Genomic DNA, 22,132 nt, shown 5'->3' on the forward strand with positions numbered 1-22,132 from the left:
CAGGCTGACGCCCTCGGGGGTGGTGGTCACCGGTCGACGCCTCCCATCACGGGGTCGATGGACGCGACGGCGACGATGACGTCGGCGACCTGGCCGCCCTCGCACATCGCCGCCATGGCCTGCAGATTGGTGAAGGACGGGTCGCGGAAGTGGACCCGGTAGGGGCGGGTGCCTCCGTCGGACACGGCGTGCACCCCGAGCTCGCCCTTGGGCGACTCGACCGCCGCGTACGCCTGTCCCGGCGGGACGCGGAAGCCCTCGGTCACCAGCTTGAAGTGGTGGATCAGGGCCTCCATGGAGGTGCCCATGATCTTCTTGATGTGGTCGAGGGAGTTGCCGAGACCGTCGGGGCCCAGTGCGAGCTGGGCGGGCCAGGCGATCTTCTTGTCGGCGACCATGACCGGGCCGGGCTGCAGCCGGTCCAGGCACTGCTCGACGATGTGCAGCGACTGGCGCATTTCCTCCAGGCGGATCAGGAAGCGCCCGTAGGAGTCGCAGGTGTCGGCGGTCGGGATCTCGAAGTCGTACGTCTCGTAGCCGCAGTACGGCTGGGCCTTGCGCAGGTCGTGCGGCAGGCCCGCGGAGCGCAGGACGGGGCCGGTGGCGCCGAGGGCCATGCAGCCGGCCAGGTCGAGGTAGCCGACGTCCTGCATACGTGCCTTGAAGATGGGGTTCCCGGTGGCGAGCTTGTCGTACTCGGGAAGGTTCTTGTGCATCTTCTTCACGAACTCGCGGATCTGGTCCACCGCGCCGGGCGGCAGGTCCTGGGCGAGTCCGCCGGGGCGGATGTACGCGTGGTTCATCCGCAGGCCGGTGATCAGCTCGTAGATGTCGAGGATGAGTTCACGATCGCGGAACCCGTAGATCATGATCGTGGTGGCGCCGAGTTCCATGCCTCCGGTGGCGATGCACACCAGGTGGGAGGAGAGTCGGTTCAGCTCCATCAGGAGGACGCGGATGATCGTGGCGCGGTCGGGGATCTGGTCCTCGATGCCGAGGAGCTTCTCGACGGCGAGACAGTAGGCCGTCTCGTTGAAGAACGGCGTCAGATAGTCCATGCGCGTCACGAACGTGGTGCCCTGGGTCCACGTGCGGAACTCGAGGTTCTTCTCGATGCCGGTGTGGAGGTAGCCGATGCCGCAGCGGGCCTCGGTGACCGTCTCACCGTCGATCTCCAGGATGAGCCGGAGCACGCCGTGGGTGGACGGGTGCTGCGGGCCCATGTTGACGATGATGCGTTCGTCGTCGGACTTCGCCGCGGACTGGGCGATCTCGTCCCAGTCGCCACCGGTGACCGTATATACGGTGCCCTCGGTCGTCTCCCGCGCCGCCGCGGCGGACGCGCCGGAAGAACCGGAAGAAGGGGTCTGCGTGCTCATGAGTACGACCTCCGCTGGTCCGGAGCAGGGATCTGGGCGCCCTTGTACTCGATGGGGATGCCACCGAGGGGGTAGTCCTTGCGCTGGGGGTGGCCCTGCCAGTCGTCCGGCATCATGATCCGCGTCAGTGCCGGGTGGCCGTCGAAGATCAGGCCGAAGAAGTCGTACGTCTCGCGCTCGTGCCAGTCGTTCGTCGGGTAGACGGAGACGAGCGAGGGGACGTGCGGGTCGGCGTCGGGGGCGCTGACTTCGAGGCGGATCAGCCGGTTGTGGGTGATCGAGCGCAGGTGGTAGACGGCGTGCAGCTCCCGGCCCTTGTCGCTGGGGTAATGCACTCCGCTCACGCCCGTGCACAGTTCGAAGCGCAGGGCCGGGTCGTCGCGGAGGGTCTGGGCGACCCGGAGCAGGTACTCGCGTTCGATGTGGAAGGAGAGCTCGTCGCGGTCGACGATCGTCTTCTCGATGACGTTGTCGGGGACGAGTCCCTGTTCCTCCAGGGCGCCTTCCAGCTCGTCGGCGACCTCGTCGAACCAGCCGCCGTAGGGGCGAGTGGCCGGGCCGGGCAGCCGGACGGAGCGGACCAGGCCTCCGTAGCCGGTGGTGTCGCCCCCGTTGTTGGCGCCGAACATGCCGCGCTGGACGCGGATCTCCTCGCCGCCCTCGCCGCGCTGGCCGGGGAGGTTCGAGGCGCCGAGGTCCTTCTCGGGGTTCACCCCGTTGCCGTTCGCGTCGCTCACCGCAGCAGGCCCTTCATCTCGATGGTGGGAAGCGCCTTGAGCGCCGCTTCCTCCGCCTCGCGGGCCGCCTCCTCGGCGTTCACGCCGAGCTTGGAGGTCTGGATCTTCTGGTGGAGCTTGAGGATCGCGTCCATCAGCATCTCGGGGCGCGGCGGACAGCCGGGCAAATAGATGTCGACCGGGACGATGTGGTCGACGCCCTGCACAATGGCGTAGTTGTTGAACATTCCGCCCGATGAGGCACAGACCCCCATGGAGATCACCCACTTGGGGTTGGGCATCTGGTCATAGACCTGCCGCAGCACCGGCGCCATCTTCTGGCTGACGCGGCCGGCGACGATCATGAGGTCGGCCTGGCGCGGTGAGCCGCGGAAGACCTCCATGCCGAAGCGCGCGAGGTCGTAGCGGCCCGCGCCGGTCGTCATCATCTCGATGGCGCAGCAGGCGAGTCCGAACGTGGCGGGGAAGACGGACGCCTTGCGCACCCAGCCCGCGGCCTGCTCGACGGTGGTCAGCAGGAATCCACTCGGCAGCTTTTCTTCGAGTCCCATGTCTTAAAGGCCCCTCAGTCCCATTCCAGGCCGCCGCGCCGCCATACGTACGCGTACGCGACGAAGACGGTGAGCACGAAGAGCAGCATCTCCACGAGCCCGAAAACACCCAGGGCGTCGAAGGTGACGGCCCAGGGGTAGAGGAAGACGATCTCGATGTCGAAGACGATGAAGAGCATCGCCGTCAGGTAGTACTTGATGGGGAAGCGCCCGCCGCCGGCCGGCGTGGGGGTCGGCTCGATACCGCACTCGTAGGCCTCGAGCTTGGCCCGGTTGTATCGCTTTGGACCGATAAGCGTGGCCATGACCACGGAGAAGATCGCAAAGCCTGCCCCGAGGGCTCCCAGTACGAGGATCGGCGCATACGCGTTCACGCTCCTCGCTCCTCTCAGTCGGCACTGACTGCTGGCGGTTGCGTCAGGCAAGCACTTCCGCCCCACCCGTCCCACGAGCCCCGTGCGTCCCGACGAAGATCGCGTACATGTGAAGCAGGTCACAAGCCCAACTGCCTCGCATCTTATGCCCGCCGGTCTGTGATCTGCGACACGGGGTATTGCACAAGCTTTGTGATCTCCACCACCTGACGAAGGATCATGAAGTCGGATGAGCAGTGATCTTCATACGCGAAGCGTCCGTGCGATCACCAGATGTGACATTTCCGCTCGTCACCACAGGTCCGGGGCGGCGTCTCCATATCAAGAGACTTCCGACGCATGCAAATTGGTGCTGGACGCAGGGGCTTGATAGAGGAGCGCGTTCACACATCAGGGGAGGGGCGTGGACGGATGTGGACGGGCGTCGGCGCGTGCATGCGTTCACGAGCGCGGGGCAGTCGAGAGGTGCGCGCGAGGCGCAGCCGGCCCGGTGACCGTTCCGTGACCTGCGTCACATCAACCTATGGGTCAGATAAGCCGGCCTTGGCCACAGGCTGCGACCAGTGGTAGGCAGAGGGCAATTCGGACGTAATACGGAAACAGCATGATCACAGGCTTGATCACCTCTGTCCAGAATGCCCGTTACGGCGTCAATAAGAAGTGACGCGCCGCGGATTCGGCCGCGGATTGAACAACTGTGGCGCACCACACGTTTCTTGAAGGTATGAGGGAGTCCCTGATACCGGTTGTACCCATGTCCCACACCGCTCACATACGCAACCACCGGAAGCCCCGCCGCAACGCGTCGACGCTAGCGATGCGTGCCGGAGTTGCCGGTGGCGTTCTCAGCACCTTGGCCGTGGCCGGTGCGTCTGGTTCGGCGAACGCGGCCGAGCCCGTTACTCAGACCCTCGAACTGCCCACCCTGACGGCCGACCTGGCCACTCAGCTGGCGCAGTCCGCGGACGCCACGCAGCAGGCAGCCGCGAACTACGAGCTGCAGGCCGAGCGCGACGCGGCCGCCGCAAAGGCCGCGAAGCAAGCCAAGGCGGACCTCGCGGACGCCAAGAAGAAGGCCGAGGCCAAGAAGAAGGCCGAGGACGCACGGAAGGCCGCGGCCGAACAGGCCGCCTCCCGGTCGTCCACGCGGACCGTCCTGTCCAGCTCCTCGGGCTCCGCGGGCTCCTCGGGCTCCTCGAGTTCGACCGTCTCCGCCCCGGCCAGCGGCAGTGTCGCCACCGTCATCGCGTTCCTCAAGGCTCAGGTCGGCGACGCGTACGTGATGGGCGGTACGGGCCCCAACGCCTGGGACTGCTCCGGCCTCGTGCAGGCCGCGTTCCGGCAGGTCGGTGTCGACCTGCCGCGCGTCTCGCAGGACCAGTCGACGTCGGGTACGCCGGTCTCGCTGTCCAACATCCAGGTCGGCGACATCCTGTACTGGGGTTCGGCCGGTTCGGCGTACCACGTGGGTGTGTACATCGGTAACGGCCAGTACCTGGACGCGGCCAACCCCTCCAAGGGTGTGGTGATTCAGAACCTTTCGGGCTACCCGGCCACGGGCGCGGTGCGCGTTCTCTGAGTCGCGGGACTTTGTGAGTCATACGGCGTGAAGGCCGCCACCCGATGGGTGGCGGCCTCGTCGTGCTGTCCTGAGGGGACCGGAGCGCCCCCGGAGGTCGCCCGGGTCCCCGGGCGACCCCGTGATGGCGTCAGGCCTTCGGTGCCACCTTCGAGAGGCCGTTGATGATGCGGTCCATCGCGTCGCCGCCCGTCGGGTCCGTGAGGTTCGCGAGCATCTTGAGGGTGAACTTCATCAGGAGCGGGTGGGTCAGGCCGCGCTGGGCCGCGATCTTCATGACCTTCGGGTTGCCGATGAGCTTCACGAAGGCGCGGCCGAGCGTGTAGTAGCCGCCGTAGGTGTCCTTGAGGACACGGGGGTAGCGCTGGAGGGCCAGTTCTCGCTGGGTGGGCGTCGCGCGGGCGTGGGCCTGCACGATGACGTCCGCGGCGATCTGGCCGGACTCCATGGCGTAGGCGATGCCCTCGCCGTTGAAGGGGTTGACCAGGCCGCCGGCGTCGCCGACCAGCAGCAGACCCTTGGTGTAGTGCGGTTGGCGGTTGAAGGCCATGGGGAGGGCAGCGCCGCGGATCGGGCCGGTCATGTTCTCCGGCGTGTAGCCCCAGTCCTCCGGCATGGACGCGCACCAGGCCTTCAGGACCTCGCGCCAGTCCAGCTCCTTGAAGGAGTCGGAGGTGTTGAGCACGCCGAGGCCGACGTTCGAGGTGCCGTCGCCCATGCCGAAGATCCAGCCGTAGCCGGGCAGCAGACGGTCCTCGGCGCCCCGGCGGTCCCACAGCTCCAGCCAGGACTCCAGGTAGTCGTCCTCGTGGCGCGGGGACGTGAAGTACGTACGGACCGCGACACCCATCGGGCGGTCCTCGCGGCGGTGCAGGCCCATCGCCAGGGACAGGCGGGTGGAGTTGCCGTCGGCGGCGACGACCAGCGGCGCGTGGAAGGTGACCTCGCGCTTCTCGCCCGCGTCGCCCAGCTTCGCGTGCACGCCCGTGATGCGGCCGGTGCGGTCGTCGATGATGGGGGCGCCGACATTGCAGCGCTCGTACAGCCGTGCCCCCGCCTTCTGCGCCTGCCGGGCCAGCTGCTCGTCGAAGTCGTCGCGCTTGCGGACGAGTCCGTAGTCCGGGTAGGAGGCGAGATCCGGCCAGTCCAGCTGGAGGCGGACGCCGCCGCCGATGATGCGCAGGCCCTTGTTGCGCAGCCAGCCGGCCTCTTCGGAGATGTCGATCCCCATGGAGACGAGCTGCTTGGTGGCGCGCGGGGTCAGGCCGTCACCGCAGACCTTCTCCCTCGGGAACGCGGTCTTCTCCAGGAGCAGGACGTCGAGTCCGGCCTTCGCCAGGTAGTACGCGGTCGTGGAACCGGCTGGTCCAGCCCCGACGACGATCACATCTGCGGTGTTTTCGGAGAGGGGTTGGGGCTCGGTCACGGCGGGGTCTCCCCAAGACTCGAAATCTGCGTGCTGACGGGCACTGGACATGGGCAGTCTATGCAGCGGTACTGATCACCTGGCTGAAGGGTTGCCCCGTGAACCGAGCTCTCCCTGACGTACGGCTGCGTGTCCCCACCGACGAGGACGCGTTCGCCTGGCACCGGATCTTCGCCGACCCCGAGGTCATGGAGTTCCACGGTGGGAAGGCGGCCGAACTGTCGGTGTACGAAGAGCTCACCGCACGGCAGCGCCGGCACGACGCCGAACTCGGTTTCTGTCTGTGGACCCTGGTCGACGCGGAGGGTGAGGTGCTGGGCTTCACCGGGGCGCAGCCGTGGCCGCGCGAGTGGGGACCGAAGGGGAAGATCGAGATCGGGTGGCGGCTCGGCCGGGCGCATTGGGGCAAGGGGTACGTCACCGCCGCCGCGCTCACCACCCTGGAGCGGGTGCGCGCGGCGGGCGTCTCGGATGTCGTCGCCATGGTCAGAGCGGGCAACGAGCGCTCCATCGCCGTGACCCGACGCGTCGGCATGGAACTGGCCGAGGTCTTCACCCATCCCACGACGGCCGAACCCGCGCACTGCTACCGCCTCGCCCTCTGACGGCTCCTGGAAGGCCGCCTCACAGTTCCTGGCGGCCGTCCGAACGGTTTCTGGCAGCCACCCGACGGCTTCCGGAAGGGCCGGGCCCTGGCTTACCCTTCCGATACCGCTGGGGGTGACGTCCGTGCGCCAGACACCCAAGACACCCGAAGTGCGCGTGCCGCGGCTCATCGGCCTGATGGCCGTGGACGCACGCGAGACGGCCGACGCGCGAGGTGTGCTGCTCGCCGCGCCCGACCGGCCCGACTTCCATCTCACCGTCGTCGACTACGTCGTACGCCAATATCCGCCGCCCGGCTCCGAGGTGCCGCGCGGGGCCGTGGTCACCGTGTGGTTCGACCTCGGTGACGCGGACGGCGGCGCGGGGGTGCGGGAGCCACGGCTGCCGGGTCCGCCGTCGGGCGGCATGCGCCGTGAGCTCGACGAGCCCGGGGACCCGTTCGAGGTGCTCAGGTGAGACAGCCGTGAGGCAGCCGCTCTCCGGAACCGGGAGCGGCAGGCCGCGCGGCGGAGGCGTCAGGCGGCCTTGAAGCCTCGGTGCAGGGCCACCACGCCGCCCGTCAGGTTCCGCCAGGCCACCTTCGACCAGCCGGCCTTGCGCAGCTTCTCGGCGAGCTCGGGCTGGTTCGGCCAGGCGCGGATGGACTCGGCGAGATAGACGTACGCGTCGGGGTTGGAGGACACGGCACGGGCGACCGGCGGCAGCGCGCGCATCAGGTACTCGGTGTAGACCGTGCGGAACGGCGCCCAGGTGGGGTGCGAGAACTCGCAGATCACGACCCGGCCGCCGGGCTTGGTCACCCGGTACAGCTCGCTCAGCGCCGTGTCGGTCTCCTGGACGTTGCGCAGGCCGAAGGAGATCGTCACCGCGTCGAAGGTGTCGTCCTTGAAGGGCAGCTTCGTCGCGTCGCCCGCGGTCAGCGGCAGCCATGGGTGGTTCTTCTTGCCGACCCGGAGCATGCCGAGGGAGAAGTCGCAGGGCACGACGTACGCGCCGGCGCGGGCGAAGGGCAGGGACGAGGTCGCCGTACCGGCCGCCAGGTCCAGGATCTTCTGCGCGGGGCGCGCGTCGACCGCCTTCGCGACCTCCCTGCGCCACACCCGGTCCTGGCCGAGCGACAGCACGTCGTTCGTCAGGTCGTACCGTTCCGCCACGTCGTCGAACATCGAGGCGACTTCGTGCGGCTGCTTGTCCAGGGATGCGCGGGTCACTCCCCCATTGTGGCAGCACGGACCGGGCGACTCTGCGGCGCCCGGCCCGTACGCCGGTCTCACGCGCCCCCTTCAGGGGAGCAGCTTCGGCTTCTTCCTGGCGGCCACGTCCTCGACCCAGCCGACCAGCGGGATGGCGACCCAGATCAGCACCCAGCCGATGCCGAACATGAACCACTGGCTCTCCAGCGGCAGCCACTTCTCGAAGGCGGGCACCTTCCAGAACTGGTCGATCAGCGGGACCGCGAGCACGAGGGCGATCTCGTGCCAGAGGTAGATCGTCACCGCCCGTCCGTTGAAGATCGTCACGATCCGGTCGAGCCGCTTGAGGCGGGCGAGCCAGGCGAAGTCGACGTTGTAGTACGCCTTGAAGTACATCAGCAGCGTCACGAAGCCGGCCGACCAGAAGGTCTGCGCGACGGGGACCTCGTCCAGGTCGTACGTACCGAACTCCGTCTGGTGCGCGAAGGTGTACCAGCCGCCGTACGCCAGGAGGGCGAGCGACGCCAGGATCACCAGGGCGGGCTTGAGCCGCTGGAGGACGCCCTCGCGGTGCGCGAAGCCGACCAGCCAGCAGAACAGGAAGGTGGCGAAGTCCGTCAGGCCGCTGCCGAAGCGGTTGTACGGAGGCTGCCAGGCGTACTGGAAGACCAGGATCGGGGCGAGGGAGAGGAGCAGGACCGGGAGGGGGGCCTTGCGGAAGACCTTGAGGAGCAGCGGGGACATCAGGACGAACCAGAGGTACGTCCTGAGGTACCAGAGGATCTCCCAGGCCTGGATGCCCCACTGGTTGCCCGGCGGGTCGCCGACCGGCACGATCCAGAAGACGATCTGCCAGCCCGGCATCCAGTCGTGGATCAGCATCGCCACCACGACGAAGAAGCCCCAGAACCAGAAGGGCGGCAGCAGCCGTCGCATCCGGCTCTTGACCACCTTGAGCGCGGGGCGCTCCAGGGACTTGGCCATCAGCGAGCCGGCGAGCGCGAACATCACGCCCATCGACGGGAAGACCAGGCCGGCCCAGGCCCAGCCGAAGGTGTGGTACGCCACGACACGGACCAGCGCGACGGCGCGCAGCGCGTCGAAGTAGCGGTCGCGTCCGCCGCCCTTCGGCTTGAGCCCGGCATCCGGTTCGGGTTCTGGTTCTGGCACCGACGTCGGTTCCGGTGCCGGTGCCGGTTCCGGTTCCGTCCGGGACTCCGCCTGGACGGGGTCCATCTGGATGGTGTTCGAGGCCGCCGCTTGCGGTTCTTCGGCAACGTACTGCCAGGGCTGCTCGTACTGGGCGGGCTGCTCGTACTGGACGGGCTGGACGGGCTGCGCGGGCGGCCCGTATCCCTGGTCGTACTGGGGGTATCCCTGTCCGTACGGCTGCGGCGGCACCTGCTGCCCGTACCCGTAGCCGTACCCCTGCTGCTCCTGTTGTTCCGAGCCCCAGCTCATGTCAGCTCACTCCTGCCGGGGTCCCGACCTCACCCGTGCGCTTGAGCTTCTGCCAGCGGAGGCGGCCGCCGGTCAGGGCGGTCACGGAGGAGTGGATCAGGACGAGGTACATCATCTGGCGGTATGCGAGCTGCTGCAGCGGCAGCATCGCGAGGTAGCGGTACTTCTCGCGGTCGAGGCGGAACGCGTAGGCGGCGCAGACGAGTTGGACGACCAGCACCGCCAGCCAGGCCAGCAGTGAGGCCCAGAAGTCCACGAAGATCATCGAGTAGACGGTGAACACGTCGATGAGCGGGGCGAGGACCGGCGTGATGATCTGGAAGATCACGACGAGCGGCATGCCGATGCGACCGAAGCGGCCCGACGGGCCCTTGTCCGTCAGGGACTTGCGGTGCTTCCACAGCGCCTGCATGGTGCCGTACGACCAGCGGTAGCGCTGCGACCACAGCTGCTTCAGCGAACTCGGCGCCTCCGTCCAGGCCCTGGCGTGCTCCTGGTAGACGACCCGCCAGCCCGCACGGTGCATCGCGATGGTGATGTCGGTGTCCTCGGCGAGCGTGTCCTCGCTCATGCCGCCGACCTCGAGGACCGCGTCTCGGCGGAACGCGCCGATCGCGCCCGGGATGGTGGGCATGCAGCGCAGCAGGTCGTACATGCGGCGGTCGAGGTTGAAGCCCATCACGTACTCGATGTGCTGCCAGGCGCCGATGACGGTGTTGCGGTTGCCGACCTTGGCGTTGCCCGCGACCGCGCCGATGCCCGGGTCCGCGAAGGGCTGGACGAGCTGGTGCACGGCGTCCGGCTCGAAGACGGTGTCGCCGTCCATCATCACGACGATGTCGTAACTGGCGTTGCGGACACCGTTGTTGAGGGCGGCCGGTTTGCCCGCGTTCTCCTGGCGGATGACCCGGACGTTGGGCAGGCCCAGCGACTCGGCGATCTCCTTGGTGCCGTCCGTGGAGCCGTCGTCGACGACGATGATCTCGATCGGATGGGTGCTCTGCGCCAGCGAGTGGAGCGTGTTGGCGATGCACTCCTTCTCGTTGTACGCGGGCACGATCACCGTCACCGGCCCGGTGACCGTCGGCCCCCAGCTGAACTTGCCGCCCTTGCCGCGTTTCCTGTTGCGCTGTCTGTAGTGGCGGCGGGCGAGGAGCAGCATCATCCCGAAGCGGCCCATGACGGAGACGCCGACGACCAGCAGCAGCCAGGAGAGCAGCGGCAGGACCCATTCGGCGACCGCGACCGCGTAGATGAGGGCCTTGCCCTCGTAGAGGGTCGAGCCGGTGGCCTTCTGCTGGCCGGACTGCTCGATGTTCACCTTGTTGGAAGAGCTGTCGGAGGAGTTGTCGGCGGAGCCCGAACCGGGCGCGGACTGCGTGCCGCCCGGCTGCTCGCCCGACGCGCCGCTACCGGCACCCGCACCCGCACCCGCACCCGCACCCGCACCGGTCTGTCCGACCCCGGCCTCGACGGCCTGTCCGGATCCGGAACCGGCGGTGCCCGTGCGGCCGGCACCGTTCGGCGCCCCGTTCAGCTTCGCCATCGCGCCGCTGACGGTGGTGAAGGAGTACCCCTTCGCCTTCATCTTCTTGATGTACGTGTCGAGCGCCTTGACCGTCTCCGAGCGGTCACCGCCCGCGTCGTGCATGAGGACGACGGCACCCTCGTTGTTCTTCGGCGTGGCCCACTGGACGATCTTCGAGACACCCGGCTTCTTCCAGTCGTCGCTGTCGGTGTCGACGAAGACGCTGGTGTAGCCGAGGTTGCCGATCTCCTTGTAGACGGGCCAGCTGTAGTTGTCGACGGCGTTGATCTCCGAGGAGTACGGGGCCCGGAACAGCGTCGTCGTGATCCCCGCCGCACCCGCGAGCGCGAGCTGGGTCTGCTTCAGCTCGCGCTGGAGCCGGCCCGCGCCCTGGTAGGAGAGGTCGACGTGGGTGAAGGTGTGGATGCCGACCTCGTTGCCCTGGTCCACGAGGTCCTTCACGACGCCCGGATAGCGGGAGACCATCGAGCCGACCATGAAGAAGGTGGCCTCGATGTCGTTGTCGTCGAGCACCTTGAGGATCTGGGGAGTCCAGGTCGGGGTCGGACCGTCGTCGAAGGTGAGCACGATGGTCTTCTTCGGAACGGACTGGGTCTTGGCCGTGCCACCCGTGAACGTCAGCAGCGGACCGCCGTCGAGGATCTTCTGCGGCACCTTGTCGTAAGCCGCGCCGTCGCGCACCCGCGCGTCGTTGCCGATCTCGGAACGCAGATAGCCGTCGAGCAGCATCACGCTGGTGAGCCCCAGCAGGAGCAGCAGGGCCAGGATCACCCGCGGTTTCTGCAGCGCCGCGGCCTTGCCGGCCGCCCGCTCCATCTTGGTGGGGGCGCGCCGGCGTCCGCGTGAAGGCGTCGTCGAAGTCATGGAGGTGGGTCCGTTCCGGTCAGTTGGCGCCGGCGGAAGCGGACGCGGATACGGCCGGGGAAGCGGCCGAGGAGGGGGCCGTGCCCGTGCGCAGGCCCGACGGCGGGGTGCCGGTCGGCCTGCCGGTGGGGGCCACGCCGCCCTGCGGCCGAAGGCCGCCCCCGGGTGCGGAGCCGGCCTGGCCGCCGCTGAAGGGGAAGAGCGAGGACGGGGTCAGCGAGGTGCCCCAGCCCATGAAGGCCATCCCGAGGACGACCGCGTAACCGAAGCAGACGGCGCCGACGAGCATGCCGAACCTGCGCAGCAGACGTGCTCTGCGCCCGGAGTTGTCAACGAACACGGGACCGTCTTCGGACGCGTTGCCGCGTTTACGGCGGCGGCCGCGCCCTTGACTGTGGTTTTCGATGGCTGACTCGGATTGCATTCCCCGGATATTAGGGCTCCTTTATGTGGCCAATTCTCTGGTTCTCATGTGAGGCGCCCATGAAACTTGGCCCAAGCTGTCCATTCCCTGAGAGAATCCTCGAACATCCGCGCAGCTCAGGGTCGATGCATATCTACCTTGTGTACCGATTCGCGACCCGGCTTGCCCGATTCGCGTACCGCTACTCATGGGTAACCCATGCGCTTCCTGTATTCGGGAATCCCCCTCGGATGTGCCACCTTGGAACTCCCGAATCGCACTTTGTTTCGGTCCTGAGACAGAAATCACGAGAGCGGGTGCATACGCAATGAGGGGTTATCTGAGGCCGGCTGCCGGGCTCACCTGCCTGTTTGCTCTGGCGGTGGCGGGGTGCTCTTCCGGCGGTCAGGGCACCACGGACGCGGCGCCCGCGCAGACCTCCCCGGCCCCGCGGACGAGTGCGGCGCCCTCCGAGAGCGCGTCCTCCTCCGACACCTCGTCCAGCACCTCGTACGCGCCCTACGTGAGCGCCACGGAGGCTTCCGCGACGGACTCGACAGGATCTCCGACCACGTACAACCTGGCCTTCGTGATCTCCGACGGCACCCACTGCACGGCCAAGTGGAACGGCACGGACGCCATCGACAAGGCCGCCGTGAAGTCGCGGATCTCGGCGCTGAAGGAGTCCGGCGCGAGTGTGCGCGTCTCGTTCGGCGGGGCGTCCGGCAAGGAGCTGGCGGAGGTCTGCGGCAGCGCGAGCGCGCTCGCGGCGGCATACGGGGCGGCGCTCGACGCCGCCGGGTCCACCCAGGCCGACTTCGACATCGAGGGGGACGCGCTGACCGACTCCGCGTCGGTGGCGCTGCGGTCCAAGGCGATCGCGCTGCTCCAGAAGGAGCGCGGTGACCTGAAGGTGTCCTTCACGCTGCCGGTCATGCCGTCCGGGCTGGATTCGGACAGTCTGGCGCTGCTGGAGTCCGCCAACGACAACTCCGTGACGGTCTCGACGGTCAACATCATGACGATGAATTACGGGAGTTCGTACTCCGGGGACATGGGCGACTACGCCGAGACCTCCGCCAAGGCGACCCACGATCAACTGCAGGATGTGTTCGGGCTGTCGAGTGCGGGGGCCTGGCAGGGGCTCGCGTTGACGTCGATGATCGGGGACAACGACGTGGCCAATGAGACGTTCAGCCTCTCGGACGCGGCGCAGGTCCGTGCGTTTGCCGAGTCGAAGAAGATCGCTTGGGTGTCGATGTGGTCGACGTTCCGGGATCAGCAGTGTTCGAGTGATGACGCTTCTTCGGACAATGCGGCCACCAATTGCAGTGGGGTTTCGCAGAGTTCGGGGGCGTTTGCTCAGGCGTTCGCTGGGTGAGTTCGTCGAGCGCGGGCGGGTGGGGGCTGAGCGCGCCCCGGGGCGGAGCCGCACATATACACAGCCCCGCGCCCCGAAAAGCACGGCGCTCCCCTGCCCGGGGTGAAGAAGTTCAGCGGCGTCTGTGCACCAAGCGTCCCGCGCACACCGTCGCCAAGCACGTCCCGTCCGCGTCGAAGACCGCCAAGTCGGCCCGGCCGGTATCGGTGATCTCGGGCTTTCTCGCACCACGGAGTACGGCGACCTCGTTGCGGGAGGCCGCCGCGCGGAGGTCGGGGGTGTCGGCGTACTGCGCCATCACCGCCGTGGCACCCGACTTCAGCACCGCGTGAACACGTTCCCGTGGGGACGGCGCGTCGGGCAGGGGGCCCTCATGGACGAGCGCCGGCCCGAGGACCCCGGGCCAGCTGCGGACCCGCGCCCCCGGAAAGCGCGCCAGCAGCACGTCCAGCGGGCCGGTGCCCGCGACCCGGTCGCCCTCCACGGCGACCGCGCCGTCCTTCAGCGGGTCCGCGTCCCAGCTGACGCGCAGCTCGTCGGCGGTGTGGATCGTCAGCACGGCGGCGTTAGTTGGAGGCGAGCAGCTTCAGCTCGGGGTGCGCCGTGCCGCCCTCGATCGCGGTGGACGAGATGTGGGACATGACGCGCTCGTCGACCGGGTCGTTCGCCGGGTCGTCGTGGACGACGATGTGCTCGTACGTCGTGGTCCGCTGGGCGGGCACGCGGCCGGCCTTGCGGATCAGGTCGATGATCTCCATGCGGTTGGAGCGGTGCTTGGCGCCGGCGGAGGAGACGACGTTCTCCTCCAGCATGATCGAGCCGAGGTCGTCCGCGCCGTAGTGCAGGGAGAGCTGGCCGACCTCCTTGCCGGTGGTGAGCCAGGAGCCCTGGATGTGGGCGATGTTGTCCATGAACAGCCGGGCGATCGCGATCATCCGCAGGTACTCGAAGAGCGTCGCCTGCGTGCGGCCCTTCAGGTGGTTGTTCTCGGGCTGGTAGGTGTACGGGATGAAGGCGCGGAAGCCGCCCGTGCGGTCCTGTACGTCACGGATCATCCGCAGGTGCTCGATGCGCTCGGCGTTGGTCTCGCCGGTGCCCATGAGCATGGTGGACGTCGACTCGACGCCCAGCCCGTGCGCGGTCTCCATGATCTCCAGCCAGCGCTCGCCGGACTCCTTGAGAGGGGCGATCGCCTTGCGGGGGCGGGCCGGGAGGAGTTCGGCACCGGCGCCCGCGAAGGAGTCGAGGCCGGCGGTGTGGATCCGCTGGATGGCCTCCTCCACACTCACCTTGGAGATGCGGGCCATGTGCTCGACCTCGGAGGCGCCGAGGGAGTGGATGACCAGCTGCGGGTAGGCGGCCTTGATCGCGGCGAAGTGCTTCTCGTAGTACTCGACGCCGTAGTCCGGGTGGTGTCCGCCCTGGAACATGATCTGCGTGCCGCCGAGTTCGACGGTCTCCGCGCAGCGGCGCAGGATGTCGTCGAGGTCGCGCGTCCAGCCCTTGGCGGTGTCCTTGGGAGCCGCGTAGAAGGCGCAGAACTTGCACGCCGTGACACACACGTTCGTGTAGTTGATGTTGCGCTCGATGATGTACGTGGCGATGTGCTCGGTCCCCGCGTACCGGCGGCGGCGGACCGCGTCCGCGGCGGCGCCCAGGGCGTGCAGCGGGGCGTCGCGGTAGAGGACGAGCGCCTCTTCGGGAGTGATCCGCCCACCCGCGGCAGCACGGTCGAGGACGGCTGTGACATCAAAAGACGTGAGGTCGGCCTTCTCGGTCACCGGGAGCGTCCCTTTCGTAAGGGTTCTGGACGGACCCGGCCAGCCTACGCCAGCCCCTCCCGCGGCCCGACGTCAGGCCGCGTACGCCCCGATCAGCAGCCCGACGTACGCCCCCGCGATCAGGAACGGTCCGAAGGGGATGGACGTCTTGCGCCCCGCGCGTCGCATCAGTACCAGCCCCAGCCCGTACAGGCCGCCGAACAGGAACCCGGCGAAGGTACCGAGCACCAGGGTCCCCCATCCGTACCAGCCGAGCACGGCCCCGATTCCCAGCGCGAGCTTCACATCCCCGAAGCCCATGCCGTTCGGGTTGACGAGGAAGAGGAGGAAGTACGCGCCACCCAGCACGAGCGAACCGAACAGCGCGGCCGGCCACTGCCCCGCGTGCTCCGGTACGAGGGCCATCACGCCCAGCAGTACGAGGGCCAGGCCCGCGAGCGGGAGGGTCAGGACGTCCGGCAGGCGCTGCACCCGGAAGTCCACGACCGCGAGCAGCACGCCGAGCGGCGCGAGCAGCAGCCAGACGGCCAGTTCGGGGCGGGCACCGGTGGCGAGGGCGAGACCGGCGCAGGCCCCCGCGGTGGCGAGGGCGACGAGCGGGGTGCCGGAGCCGTAGCGGTACGCCGTCGGGGCGTCGCCGGGCCCCGACCAGGACGTACGAAGGTCACGAAGGTCCTGGGCGCAGTCGGGGCAGCGGGCGAGGCCGAGCCAGCCGCCCGCGGCGCCGGTGAGGACGTGTCCGTCCGGGCACCGGGTCCGCCACGCCTCGTCCGGCTCCACCGCGAACCGGTAGGCGGCCCGCGGCACCAGCAGTCCCGCCGCCGCGCCCCAGAGGGCGGCGAGGACGGTCAGCCACAGCGGCCGGACGGACCAGAGTTCGAGGTCCACGGCTACTCGGCCTTCGACATCCGCGCCACCGGATCGCCCGCGTCCGCGTTGTCCGTCTCGTACTTGAGATCGCCCCCGGCGGGGGTCAGCCGCACCTCGTGGCTGCCGGTCGTGCAGGTGCCGGGGTTGGACGTCTTGGCGGTGCTCGTCGCGGTGAGCTGTGTGTCCGTGACCTTCTTCAGGACGAGTACGTCGTCACAGGTGCCGCCGATCAGATCGGTCGACCGGAACGTGCCCAACTCCTTGCCCACGGCGGCCTGGTGGAGGGTGACCCGGAACGTGCCCGCGGGCAGCTTCCCGTTCAGCGCGTAGGCGTCGCCCGACCAGGTGCCGAGGTAGTGCGCGGGCACGGAGGCGAGCGTCGCGCCGGCCGGGCCGGGGGCGCTCGGTGTCGCCGCCGGAGGGCTGGCCGCAGAATCGGAGCCGCTGGAAGCCGAGTTGTCGTCACCGCCGCCCGGGAGCAGGTGAAACATGAACACCGAGCCCACGGTCACCGCGGCCAGCGCTCCCGCCACGGCCAGCGCGAGCGTGCAACTCACCCTGCGGCCACGACCGTTCGCACCGGGGGCCGAGGTCGCGGCCATGCTGACGGAGAGCTTGCCCGGGTGATCCTGGTGGCCGGGGCCGGTCGCGGGCGTGCTCGGGTGGACGGTCGGCGCCGCGACCGCGTCCTGGACATCGCGCTGCCCCGGAACGTACGTCGGCATGGCGTACGGCGGCATGGTCGGCGGCGGACCGAACACCCCGCCGGGCGGCGGCGCCCCGGCCCCGGAGTCCGTGCCCACCGAAGGGCTGCTGAACCCCACCGGCCCGGACGGTGTCACCTCCGCCGCCTCCAGGTTCAGCAGCTGCACCGCACTGCGGCTGACCTGCTCCACCAGGGGCCCCGGCAGCCAGCCGGCGGTCACCAGCCGGGCCGCCCCCTCGGGGGCCAGGCGTCCGGCCACCTCACCCGGGGTCGGCCTGCCGGCCGGGTCCTTGGCGAGGCAGGCGGCCACGAGTTCCCGTAGCTCCCCCTCCAGGGAGCCGAGCCGGGGTTCCTCGTGCACCACCTTGTAGAGGAGGGCGGCCGAGGAGTCGCCGGGGAACGGGGACTCGCCCGTCGCCGCGTACACCAGCACCGCGCCCAGGGAGAAGACGTCCGCCGCGCCCGTGACCCCCTTGCCGAGGATCTGCTCGGGAGACATGTAGCCGGGGGAGCCGACGGAGACGCCCGTCGAGGTGAGCGAGGCGGTGCCGTCGGTGGCCCGGGCGATGCCGAAGTCGATGAGGAGGGGTCCGTCGAGGGTGAGCAGGACGTTGGAGGGCTTGACGTCACGGTGGACGAGGCCCAGCGCGTGGACCGCCGTGAGCGCCTCGGCCAGACCCGCGCCCAGCACCCGTACCGAATGCGCCGGAAGCGGACCGCCCGCGTCCGCGACCGCCGCGGCGAGCGAGGGACCGGCCGCGTAGCCGGTCGCGACCCACGGCACGGACGCCTCCGGGTCCGCGTCGAGAACCGGGGCCGTCCACGCGCCGCCCACCCGTCGCGCGGCCTCGACCTCGCGGCGGAAGCGGGCGCGGAACTCCTCGTCGAGCGCGAAGTGCGGGTGCACGATCTTGACCGCGACCGTCCGCCCGCCCGCGCTGCGGCCCAGGTACACCCGCCCCATGCCGCCGGAGCCCAGCCGGCCGAGCAGCCGGTAGGGCCCCACGACCGTGGGCTCATCCACTCCGAGCGGCTGCATGGCGCTCCCACCTCCCCCGTACGCACGGACGCACTGCCCAGCAGGGTAGTTCCGTACGCCCCCACAGGGTCCCGAACACCCCCGCGGGGTTCACAACGTCCCCACGGGGTTCAGAACGTCCCCGCGATCTCAGGGAGTCAGCAGTTCGACCTTCACGTCCGTCGGGAAGCCGGTGGTCGAGCCGACCCGCCGGGCGAACTCCTGTACGGCCGCGAGCTGCGGGCCGCCGAAGCGGAAGTCGAGCGTGGTGAAGTACCGCTCCAGGACCCGCTCGTCGTAGGCCTCCCAGCGGGCCGCCTGCTCGGCGACCTTGGAGACCTCGTCCAGCGAGAGGTCCCGGGAGGCGAGGAAGGCCTCGTGCACCTTGCGGGTGACGACGGGCTCGCGCTCCAGGTAGTCGCGGCGGGCCGCCCACACGGCGAAGACGAACGGCAGGCCCGTCCACTCCTTCCACAGCGTGCCGAGGTCGTGCACCTCCAGACCATACTTCGGCCCGTCGAGGAGGTTGGCCCGCAGTGCCGCGTCGCCGATGAGGACGGCGGCGTCGGCCTCCTGCATCATCAGGCTGAGGTCGGGCGGGCACGTGTAGTAGGACGGCTGGACGCCCACGCTCTCGGCCAGCAGCAGCTGCGCAAGCCGGACGGATGTACGAGAGGTGGAGCCGAGGGCGACGCGGGCGCCGTCCAGCTGGTCCAGCGGGACCTGCGAGACGATCACGCAGGACATCACCGGACCGTCACAGCCGACCGCGATGTCCGGGAAGGCGACCAGCTCGTCGGCGTGCTTGAGGAACTCGACGAGCGTGATGGGCCCGATGTCGAGGTCGCCCTGTACCAGCTTCTCGCTGAGCTTCTCCGGGGTGTCCTTGGTGAGCTCGAAGTCGAGGAGCGTGCCCGTTCTCGCGAGCCCCCAGTAGAGGGGCAGGCAGTTCAGGAACTGGATGTGGCCGACGCGCGGCCGGGTGCGGTAATTGTCCACATCGCGAGGCTAGACCCCATGGAGTACCGTGCAGTCTCCAGGGTCCCCGCGTGGTTTCCGAAACCCTTCCACCCTCTTGTGTCAACCCTTGCGACAGCGAGTCGACACCCTCACGTCAACCCATCCGCCATGCGGGTCAAACATCCGGGTGACGTGATCTTGCCCCCTATTGCTTTCGGCTGCCTGCGTGCTAGGCTCGCCGCAAGTTGCAGTTTGGTTTCCCTTGCAGTACAGAGCCTGCGGAGCATGTGACCGCGGGCTCTCGTCGTTTTCAGACGAATGCAGTTGTTTACACAATCGCAGGTTCTGGAGCAGGGCAACCCTTTGGGCCCAAGGAGGGCTTATGGCTACCGGAACCGTGAAGTGGTTCAACGCCGAAAAGGGCTTTGGTTTCATCGCCCAGGAAGGCGGCGGCCCGGACGTCTTCGTCCACTACTCCGCGATCAACGCGAGCGGATTCCGCTCTCTCGAAGAGAACCAGTCGGTTTCCTTCGACGTCACGCAGGGTCCGAAGGGCCCGCAGGCGGAGAACGTCACCCCGATCTAAGTCTGCGGGCATCATGAGCCCAATGCTTTGATTTGGAACGGATCGCAGTACCCAAGGAGCCCCGCGCCAGCCGGTCGCGGGGCTCCTGCCTTTGTCTGTCTTCGTGTGCGTGTCTTCGTGTGCCTGTCTTCGTCGGGGAGCGTCCCTACCGCACGTACAGCTCCTCGATCTCCTTGTCGAAGTCACGTTCGATCGCCGCCCGCTTCAGCTTCATGGTGGGCGTCACGTGGCCCGCCAGTTCCGTGAAGTCTCCCGGGAGGACGGCGAAGCGGCGGATGGACTCGGGGCGGGAGACGAGCTTGTTGGCCTCGTCGATCGCGCGCTGGAGGATGACGTTCAGCTCCGGGTCGTTCATGAGGAGCTCCGGCGGGACGGGATGCTTGCCGATCATCTGGCGCCAGTGGGTGATGCCGTCCTGGTCGAGGGTGATGAGGGCGCTGACGTAGGGGCGGCGGTCGCCGAGGACGATGCACTGGGCGATCAGCGGATGCGAGCGGAGCCAGTTCTCCAGCGGCGCGGGGGCCACGCTCTTGCCGCCCGCGGTGATCAGGATCTCCTTCTTGCGCCCGGTGATGGTGAGGTAGCCCCCGTCGTCCAGTTCGCCGATGTCACCGGTCGCGAACCAGCCGTCCGGCGCCGCGTCGACGACGCCGCCCGCGTTCGGATCCCAGTAGCCGCGGAAGATCTGTTCGCCGCCCAGCAGGATCTCGCCGTCCCCGGCTATCCGGACCCGGGTGCCCGGCAGCGGCCAGCCCACCGTGCCCAGTCGGGGTTTGAGCGGAGGCGTGACGGTCGCGGCGGCGGTGGCCTCCGTCAGGCCGTACCCCTCGAAGATCTCGATGCCGGCACCCGCGTAGAACGCGGCGAGTCGGCGGCCCAGCGGGGAGCCGCCACAGATCGCGTAGCGGACCTTGCCGCCCAGCGCGTTGCGGATACGGCGGTAGACCAGGGGGTCGTAGAGGGCGCGGGCGGCGCGCAGGGAGCGCGAGGGACCCGGCCCGGTGCCGTGCTGCTTGGCCTCGACCGCCTCGCCGTAGCTGCACGCGATGCGCGCGGCGCGGTCGAAGGAGGACCCGCGGCCCATCTTCTCGGCCGTGGCCCGGCCGGTGTTGAACACTTTCTCCAGGACATAAGGGATGGCCAGCAGGAAGGTGGGCCGGAAGCTCGCCAGGTCCGCGAGCAGGTCCTCGGTATCCAGGCTCGGCGCATGGCCCAGGCGCACCCGGGCACGCAGACAGGCGACCGCGACCATCCGCCCGAAGACATGGGAGAGGGGGAGGAAGAGGAGCAGCGACGCGGCATCCGAGGTCTTCGCCTTGAAGATCGGGTAGAGCAGTTCGATCGCGTTGTCGATCTCGGCGAAGAAGTTGCCGTGGGTGAGTGCGCAGCCCTTGGGGCGGCCGGTGGTGCCCGAGGTGTAGATGAGGGTGGCGAGCGTGTCGGGGCCGAGCACCCCACGGCGTACGGCGACCTCCTGGTCCGGGATGTCCTGCCCCAGTTCGGCCAGCCGCTCCAGGTGGCCCTTGTCGAAGACCCACATGTGCCGCAGGTCGGGGATCCGGTCGCGCTCCGGGCCGAGCGCGGACGCCTGCGCCACCGTCTCCGTGGCGAGGGCGACGGCTCCCGAGTCCTGGAGGATCCAGCGGACCTGGAAGACGGAGGAGGTGGGGTAGACGGGGACGGTGACCAGGCCCGCCGCCCAGGCCGCGAAGTCCAGGAGCGTCCACTCGTACGTCGTCCGCGCCATGATCGCGATGCGGTCGCCGGGCGCCAGGCCCTCGGCGATCAGGCCCTTCGCCACCGCCAGTACCTGCGCGGCGAACTCGGTGGCGGTCACGTCCTCCCAGGCGCCGTCGGCGTTCTTCCTGCTGAGGACCGCCGCGTTCGGGGCCACGGTCGCGTTGTCGAACGGGATGTCCGCGAGCGAGCCGTGGGTCACCTGACCGACGAGCGGTGGCATGGACACCTCGCGCACCACTCCGTCCAGCCGCCTGATCTCGGGCTCCACGAGGGAGGGTGGGGAGTCGTACGGGCTGGGCTGGCTGGACATGGCGCGGCTCCTTGGCTGCCAGGACCCGGTCGGTATGAGGCGGGTTGGGGGCGCAACGCCTCATACGTGCCTGGGGCGTGGGGGGTTCATGCGAGTTTCAACAAGGCAGGGGTGACCGGGATCGTACGGTGCGGGAGTGTGGGGTATGTGGGTGTTTGGGGCGGGCGAAGTGCGAGTTACCCCGGGTAAATCTTAATTCTTCAGGGGAAGTTCGGCCCATACCGTTTTGCCGACGTGGCGGTCCGCGATGCCCCAGACAGGGGCGAGCAGGGCCACGATGACCAGACCTCGCCCTCCCTCACCGTCCGCCTCCCCCGCACCGAACCGCAGCCGCCGGTCACCCCGCGTGTCGCTCACCTCGATGCGCAGGACGCCCTCCGGGAGGCGCAGCAGGCGGAGTTCGAAGTCGCGTCCGGGTACGCGGCCGTGGGTGACCGCGTTGGCGGCGAGTTCGGCCACGACGTGCTGCGCGGTGTCGTTCACGTCGCTGTCGTGCGGGTATCCCCACGCGGCGAGTTGGTGTGCGGTGAGGTGACGGGCCAGCCGGGCGCCGCGCGGGGTGGAGCTGAGGCGCTGGCTCAGTTCGTCGGTGGGGGTGGAGATTCGGGAGTTCACATCACCGAGCGTGGTCGGCTCGTCCTACGCTGACCAGGAGTGA

21 protein-coding genes are annotated in these 22,132 nt (G+C 68.9%); 5 read left to right on the forward strand and 16 right to left on the reverse strand.

All coding sequences use genetic code 11. The features are described 5' to 3' along the window. Positions 1 to 26: 26 nt before the first annotated feature. From ACIRA5_RS13780 to ACIRA5_RS13795, 4 genes are read right to left on the reverse strand one after another with little or no spacing between them, the layout of a single operon-like run. Positions 27 to 1,379 (reverse strand): NADH-quinone oxidoreductase subunit D, encoded by a 1,353-nt coding sequence (locus ACIRA5_RS13780; protein WP_403690519.1) that lies wholly within the window; start codon positions 1,377 to 1,379, stop codon positions 27 to 29. Then, a complete protein-coding gene (locus tag ACIRA5_RS13785; protein WP_403690521.1) occupies positions 1,376 to 2,116 on the reverse strand; it encodes an NADH-quinone oxidoreductase subunit C in 741 nt (246 codons plus the stop codon). Before ACIRA5_RS13785 ends, ACIRA5_RS13780 begins: the two co-directional genes overlap by 4 nt. Beyond that, on the reverse strand, positions 2,113 to 2,667 hold the full coding sequence (locus ACIRA5_RS13790) for an NADH-quinone oxidoreductase subunit B family protein (protein WP_003998928.1): 555 nt from the start codon (positions 2,665 to 2,667) through the stop codon (positions 2,113 to 2,115). Before ACIRA5_RS13790 ends, ACIRA5_RS13785 begins: the two co-directional genes overlap by 4 nt. A gap of 14 nt (positions 2,668 to 2,681) precedes the next feature. After that, positions 2,682 to 3,041 (reverse strand): NADH-quinone oxidoreductase subunit A, encoded by a 360-nt coding sequence (locus ACIRA5_RS13795; RefSeq protein ID WP_007383963.1) that lies wholly within the window; start codon positions 3,039 to 3,041, stop codon positions 2,682 to 2,684. 724 nt (positions 3,042 to 3,765) lie between these two features. On the opposite strand from ACIRA5_RS13795, the gene ACIRA5_RS13800 reads away from it, so the two are divergent. Further along, positions 3,766 to 4,620, forward strand: a complete 855-nt coding sequence (locus tag ACIRA5_RS13800; protein ID WP_403690522.1) for a C40 family peptidase — start codon at positions 3,766 to 3,768, stop codon at positions 4,618 to 4,620. A gap of 130 nt (positions 4,621 to 4,750) precedes the next feature. Here ACIRA5_RS13800 and ACIRA5_RS13805 read toward each other — a convergent pair whose 3' ends face one another. Further along, positions 4,751 to 6,046, reverse strand: a complete 1,296-nt coding sequence (locus ACIRA5_RS13805) for a geranylgeranyl reductase family protein (RefSeq protein ID WP_352046342.1) — start codon at positions 6,044 to 6,046, stop codon at positions 4,751 to 4,753. Positions 6,047 to 6,144: 98 nt separating this feature from the next. Here ACIRA5_RS13805 and ACIRA5_RS13810 point away from each other — a divergent pair, with 98 nt between their 5' ends. Both ACIRA5_RS13810 and ACIRA5_RS13815 read left to right on the forward strand, forming a co-directional pair. Further along, entirely contained in the window at positions 6,145 to 6,651 is a 507-nt protein-coding gene (locus tag ACIRA5_RS13810) for a GNAT family N-acetyltransferase (RefSeq protein ID WP_403690525.1), read from the forward strand. A 124-nt stretch (positions 6,652 to 6,775) separates the two neighbouring features. Next, entirely contained in the window at positions 6,776 to 7,108 is a 333-nt protein-coding gene (locus ACIRA5_RS13815) for a PASTA domain-containing protein (RefSeq protein WP_403690528.1), read from the forward strand. A gap of 59 nt (positions 7,109 to 7,167) precedes the next feature. Here the strand turns inward: ACIRA5_RS13815 and ACIRA5_RS13820 are convergent, their stop codons facing one another. The 4 genes from ACIRA5_RS13820 to ACIRA5_RS13835 all read right to left on the reverse strand — a co-directional run bounded on the left by ACIRA5_RS13820 (position 7,168) and on the right by ACIRA5_RS13835 (position 12,059). Next, positions 7,168 to 7,863, reverse strand: a complete 696-nt coding sequence (locus ACIRA5_RS13820; protein WP_403690531.1) for a demethylmenaquinone methyltransferase — start codon at positions 7,861 to 7,863, stop codon at positions 7,168 to 7,170. A gap of 72 nt (positions 7,864 to 7,935) precedes the next feature. Continuing rightward, positions 7,936 to 9,306 carry an acyltransferase family protein gene (locus tag ACIRA5_RS13825; protein ID WP_403690533.1) on the reverse strand — a complete coding sequence of 457 codons (1,371 nt, stop codon included), beginning with the start codon at positions 9,304 to 9,306 and terminating at the stop codon, positions 7,936 to 7,938. Position 9,307: 1 nt separating this feature from the next. Then, positions 9,308 to 11,719 carry a bifunctional polysaccharide deacetylase/glycosyltransferase family 2 protein gene (locus ACIRA5_RS13830; protein WP_403690536.1) on the reverse strand — a complete coding sequence of 804 codons (2,412 nt, stop codon included), beginning with the start codon at positions 11,717 to 11,719 and terminating at the stop codon, positions 9,308 to 9,310. 19 nt (positions 11,720 to 11,738) lie between these two features. Then, positions 11,739 to 12,059, reverse strand: a complete 321-nt coding sequence (locus ACIRA5_RS13835) for a hypothetical protein (RefSeq protein ID WP_403690538.1) — start codon at positions 12,057 to 12,059, stop codon at positions 11,739 to 11,741. 391 nt (positions 12,060 to 12,450) lie between these two features. Between ACIRA5_RS13835 and ACIRA5_RS13840 the strand changes: the two genes are divergently transcribed. Continuing rightward, a complete protein-coding gene (locus tag ACIRA5_RS13840; RefSeq protein ID WP_403690541.1) occupies positions 12,451 to 13,503 on the forward strand; it encodes a chitinase in 1,053 nt (350 codons plus the stop codon). A 112-nt stretch (positions 13,504 to 13,615) separates the two neighbouring features. Here ACIRA5_RS13840 and ACIRA5_RS13845 read toward each other — a convergent pair whose 3' ends face one another. The 5 genes from ACIRA5_RS13845 to ACIRA5_RS13865 all read right to left on the reverse strand — a co-directional run bounded on the left by ACIRA5_RS13845 (position 13,616) and on the right by ACIRA5_RS13865 (position 18,877). Continuing rightward, on the reverse strand, positions 13,616 to 14,062 hold the full coding sequence (locus ACIRA5_RS13845) for an imidazolonepropionase-like domain-containing protein (protein WP_403690542.1): 447 nt from the start codon (positions 14,060 to 14,062) through the stop codon (positions 13,616 to 13,618). A gap of 7 nt (positions 14,063 to 14,069) precedes the next feature. Next, positions 14,070 to 15,284 carry a cyclic dehypoxanthinyl futalosine synthase gene (mqnC, locus tag ACIRA5_RS13850; RefSeq protein ID WP_067367507.1) on the reverse strand — a complete coding sequence of 405 codons (1,215 nt, stop codon included), beginning with the start codon at positions 15,282 to 15,284 and terminating at the stop codon, positions 14,070 to 14,072. Positions 15,285 to 15,356: 72 nt separating this feature from the next. Further along, on the reverse strand, positions 15,357 to 16,172 hold the full coding sequence (locus tag ACIRA5_RS13855) for a prepilin peptidase (RefSeq protein WP_403690546.1): 816 nt from the start codon (positions 16,170 to 16,172) through the stop codon (positions 15,357 to 15,359). A gap of 2 nt (positions 16,173 to 16,174) precedes the next feature. Next, positions 16,175 to 17,899, reverse strand: a complete 1,725-nt coding sequence (locus tag ACIRA5_RS13860; RefSeq protein ID WP_403690548.1) for a serine/threonine-protein kinase — start codon at positions 17,897 to 17,899, stop codon at positions 16,175 to 16,177. 129 nt (positions 17,900 to 18,028) lie between these two features. Further along, positions 18,029 to 18,877 (reverse strand): menaquinone biosynthetic enzyme MqnA/MqnD family protein, encoded by an 849-nt coding sequence (locus ACIRA5_RS13865; protein WP_403690549.1) that lies wholly within the window; start codon positions 18,875 to 18,877, stop codon positions 18,029 to 18,031. Positions 18,878 to 19,220: 343 nt separating this feature from the next. Between ACIRA5_RS13865 and ACIRA5_RS13870 the strand changes: the two genes are divergently transcribed. After that, positions 19,221 to 19,424 (forward strand): cold-shock protein, encoded by a 204-nt coding sequence (locus ACIRA5_RS13870; RefSeq protein ID WP_028805073.1) that lies wholly within the window; start codon positions 19,221 to 19,223, stop codon positions 19,422 to 19,424. 145 nt (positions 19,425 to 19,569) lie between these two features. On the opposite strand, the gene ACIRA5_RS13875 is transcribed toward ACIRA5_RS13870, so the two are convergent. Both ACIRA5_RS13875 and ACIRA5_RS13880 read right to left on the reverse strand, forming a co-directional pair. Next, entirely contained in the window at positions 19,570 to 21,474 is a 1,905-nt protein-coding gene (locus tag ACIRA5_RS13875; protein ID WP_403690552.1) for an AMP-dependent synthetase/ligase, read from the reverse strand. Positions 21,475 to 21,666: 192 nt separating this feature from the next. Then, entirely contained in the window at positions 21,667 to 22,089 is a 423-nt protein-coding gene (locus ACIRA5_RS13880) for an ATP-binding protein (RefSeq protein WP_403690554.1), read from the reverse strand. Positions 22,090 to 22,132 lie beyond the last annotated feature (43 nt).

The sequence above is a fragment of the Streptomyces sp. NPDC096311 genome (assembly GCF_044763085.1).
Lineage (GTDB): Bacteria > Actinomycetota > Actinomycetes > Streptomycetales > Streptomycetaceae > Streptomyces.